This is a genomic window from Tardiphaga sp. (assembly GCF_025356345.1).
In the GTDB taxonomy this organism is placed as follows: domain Bacteria; phylum Pseudomonadota; class Alphaproteobacteria; order Rhizobiales; family Xanthobacteraceae; genus Tardiphaga.
In genome coordinates this window covers 1-3,579 of sequence record NZ_JANXTC010000190.1, presented here as the reverse complement: position 1 = coordinate 3,579, position 3,579 = coordinate 1, and the positions used below count along the sequence as shown (strand labels likewise).

2 protein-coding genes and 1 pseudogene are annotated in these 3,579 nt (G+C 64.9%); 2 read left to right on the top strand and 1 reads right to left on the bottom strand.

Features of this window, described 5'->3' with window-relative positions; translation table 11 throughout:
- Positions 1-431: pseudogene (locus Q0S16_RS11290) on the bottom strand (DNA repair protein); the annotation flags it as partial.
- A 171-nt stretch (positions 432-602) separates the two neighbouring features.
- On the opposite strand from Q0S16_RS11290, the gene Q0S16_RS11285 reads away from it, so the two are divergent.
- Positions 603-1,844, top strand: coding sequence for a putative DNA modification/repair radical SAM protein (locus Q0S16_RS11285; protein WP_295848221.1), 1,242 nt, complete (start codon positions 603-605; stop codon positions 1,842-1,844).
- A 186-nt stretch (positions 1,845-2,030) separates the two neighbouring features.
- Positions 2,031-3,476, top strand: coding sequence for a UdgX family uracil-DNA binding protein (locus Q0S16_RS11280; protein WP_295848220.1), 1,446 nt, complete (start codon positions 2,031-2,033; stop codon positions 3,474-3,476).
- The last annotated feature ends 103 nt before the right edge of the window (positions 3,477-3,579 follow it).

Sequence of the window (3,579 nt, the reverse complement as noted above, 5' to 3'; positions counted from 1 at the left end):
CCCAGCGTCTCCAGCACCACGGCGCCCAGCGCGTCGCAGGCCAAGGCATCCGCCGTGGTGCGCAACGCCGCCTCGACATCGGGCGCACGCACCGTCACCAGCAGCCGCGGATCGAGGCCGAGTTCGCCCCAGCCGCGCAGCGACAGCGCGCCGCTCTCGCGTTCGGCAAAATCCTGCCGCACCCACAGCAGCGGCCGCCGCGCGCTGACGCGGCGCGCCAGGCCGGCGATGAAGCCGGTCGCCGCCGCGCTCTGCCGGCCATCGCAGAACACCTCATGCACGGCGCCGCGCGCCACGCCCCCCCGCAGTGCCGCATCAGCCTCGGCATGGCCAAGCGCGACGCGGTCCGGCGCGTAGGTGTCGGCATGGGTCTCGATGCGTTCGATACTGCCGCGCAAATGCGCAAGCGTGGTCGTGCGCGCGCCGCTCATGCGCCGCTCCTTTAAAATCTGGGTTGCCATCACGGTTTTGGAGAACCAATGAGTGGCCCAATTGTTCATGATATGTTCTAATATAAGGCTAAGACGGTCCGCCGAGTCAATCGAGATCGGCTCCGCCACGCGCTCACTTTTTTAGCTCAATTGAATCAAAGGGATTTTGGGATGGACGTGCAACGCAAGCTGGAAATTCTGGCCGACGCCGCCAAATATGACGCGTCCTGCGCCTCCAGCGGTACCGTGAAACGGGACTCCCGCGACGGCAAGGGGGTCGGCTCTACCTCGCCCGGTATGGGGATATGCCATTCTTACGCGCCGGACGGCCGCTGCATTTCGCTGCTGAAAATCCTGCTCACCAATGCCTGCAACTATGATTGCCTGTATTGCGTCAACCGCGCCTCCAGCAATGTGCCGCGCGCCCGCTTCACCGTCGACGAGGTGGTGACGCTGACGCTGGATTTCTATCGGCGCAATTACATCGAGGGCCTGTTCCTCTCCTCCGGCATCATCAGGAGCCCCGATTACACGATGGAGCAAGTGGTGGCCGTGGCGCGAAAACTGCGCGAAGACCATCACTTCAAGGGCTACATCCATCTCAAGACCATTCCGGAGGCCGACGAGGCGCTGATCACCGCGGCCGGACAATATGCCGACCGGCTCAGCATCAACATCGAGGTGCCCGAGGAAGAAAGCATGGCCAAACTGGCGCCGGAGAAAGATGTCCGTGCCATCCGCCGCACCATGGGACGGTTGCGGCTGAAGCTCGACGAGGCGCGCGAGGACCGCAAGGCGACGCCGCGCGGCCGGGTCGGGCCGCGTTTCGCGCCGGGCGGGCAAAGCACGCAGATGATCATCGGCGCCGATGCCGCCACCGACCGTACCATTATCGCGACTTCCGCCAACCTGTACGGCTCCTACCATTTGAAGCGGGTGTATTACTCCGCCTTCAGCCCGATCCCGGATGCCAGCCGCTCGCTGCCGTTGCGCGCGCCGCCCTTGATCCGCGAGCACCGGCTGTACCAGGCCGACTGGCTGATGCGGTTCTACGGCTTCGCCGCCGGCGAGATCGTCGACGGCGCCGACGGCATGCTGTCGCTCGACATGGACCCGAAGCTGGCCTGGGCGCTGCGCAACCGCGAACGCTTCCCGCTCGACGTCAACCGTGCCAGCCGCGAGGACTTGCTGCGCGTGCCGGGCTTCGGCCAGAAGGCGGTCGACCGCATCATTGCCACCCGCCGCATCTCTTCGATCCGCGTCGGCGACCTCGCCCGGCTGCACATCCCGCGGAACAAGGCACTGCCTTTCATCGTTCTACCCGATCACCGGCCAGCGCTGCATCTGCTCGATGGCGCCAATCTCGCGGCGCGCTTCAAGCCAAAGGCGACGCAGCTGGGGTTCGGGTTTTAGGCGAAGGTCTCTCCGTCATTGCGGGGAGCCAACGGGACCGGCTTCGCCGGCCCGATGATAAACTCCGCGACGCGGCAATCCAGAAAGCCACAAGCGAAGACTGGATTGCTTCGTCGCAAGGGCTGCTCGCAATGACGGCAGAGAGGTCGGTGCCGTTCGCGCTGATAGCTGAGAGGACGAATTTTAATGCACTACATCACCCTCGACAGCGACACCGATTTCAACGGCTGGCGCAAGGCGGCGCGGACACTGGCGCTGAACCAGGTGAAACCCGCCGACGTGACATGGACGGTGCAAGGCAGCGAGCCTGAACTGTTCGCGGCACCGCGCGACGCCCTGCCGCCGGAGACGCCCGAAGGCCGTTTCAGCGTTTCCGCCAGATTCGTCGACCTCGCGAAATCCGCCATCCTGCATCGCGATCCCGAACGGTTTTCGCAGCTTTATGGCGTGCTGTGGCGGCTGCGCGGCAACCACGACCTGCTGCAGGTGGCGACCGATCCCGATGTCGCCCGATTGCAGGCTTTGTCGAAGACCGTGCATCGCGACCAGCACAAGATGAAGGCCTTTGTCCGGTTTCGCGAGATCGGCCGCGAGCCAAAATCGCGCTATGTGGCCTGGTTCGAACCCGACCATCACATCGTCGAGGCCACCGCGCCGTTCTTCGCGCGGCGCTTTGCCGACATGGCATGGTCGATCCTGACACCGGAGGTCTGCGCGCATTGGGATGGCCACGCGGTGTCGATCACGCCGGGCGTGCCAAAGAGCCAGGCGCCGACGCAGGACCGGCTGGAGGAGACCTGGCTGACCTATTACGCCAGCATCTTCAATCCGGCGCGACTGAAGACCAAGGCGATGCAATCCGAGATGCCGAAGAAATACTGGAAGAACCTGCCGGAGGCGGCGCTGATCAGGCCGCTGATCGAACAGGCCGAACGGCTGAGCGGCGCGATGATCGCGGCGGAAGCCACCGAACCGAAACGATCGCAGCGACGCGAGGCGCCGATGACCAGGCCCGTTCATGCCGACCGCGACAGCGTCGAGGCGCTGCGCGATCAAGCCAGCCACTGCCGCGCCTGCGAGCTGTGGAAGGACGCGACGCAGACCGTGTTCGGCGAAGGCCCGCAACGCGCGTCCGTGATGATGGTCGGCGAGCAGCCCGGCGACACGGAAGATCTCGCCGGAAAGCCGTTCGTCGGGCCGGCCGGCCAGATGCTGGACCGCGCGCTCGCCGAGGCCGGCATCGATCGCGGCAAGGTTTACGTCACCAATGCCGTCAAGCATTTCAAATTCGTGCCGCGCGGCAAATTCCGCCTGCATCAGAAACCGAACAGCGCGGAGATCAAGGCGTGCCGGCCCTGGTACGAGCGCGAAAAGGCCTCGGTGAGACCGGAACTGGTGGTGGCGATGGGCGCCACCGCGGCACAGAGCGTGCTGGGCAAGACAGTGCCGATCACCAGGAGCCGCGGCTACATCATCAAGCTCGACGACGGCACCCACGTGCTGGTCACCGTGCACCCGTCCTATCTGCTGCGACTGCCGGACGAGCAAGCGCGAGCGCGGGAGTATGCGCGGTTCGTTGAGGATTTGCGGATCGTGGCCGAGCATCTCGGCAAGGCCGCACGGGCGGCGTGAGGTACTCTGTCCAAGCTCATAGCGGGCGTACGCAAGCTAACAATCACCCATCTATCAGCCGTCATTGCGAGGAGCGAAGCGACGCGGCAATCCAGTTCTTAGC

What these genes read in the sequence shown, in the direction of transcription:
- Q0S16_RS11280 (WP_295848220.1), top strand. Translation starts at nt 2,031, where the DNA reads ATGCACTACATCACCCTCGACAGCGACACCGATTTCAACGGCTGGCGC.
- Q0S16_RS11285 (WP_295848221.1), top strand. Translation starts at nt 603, where the DNA reads ATGGACGTGCAACGCAAGCTGGAAATTCTGGCCGACGCCGCCAAATAT.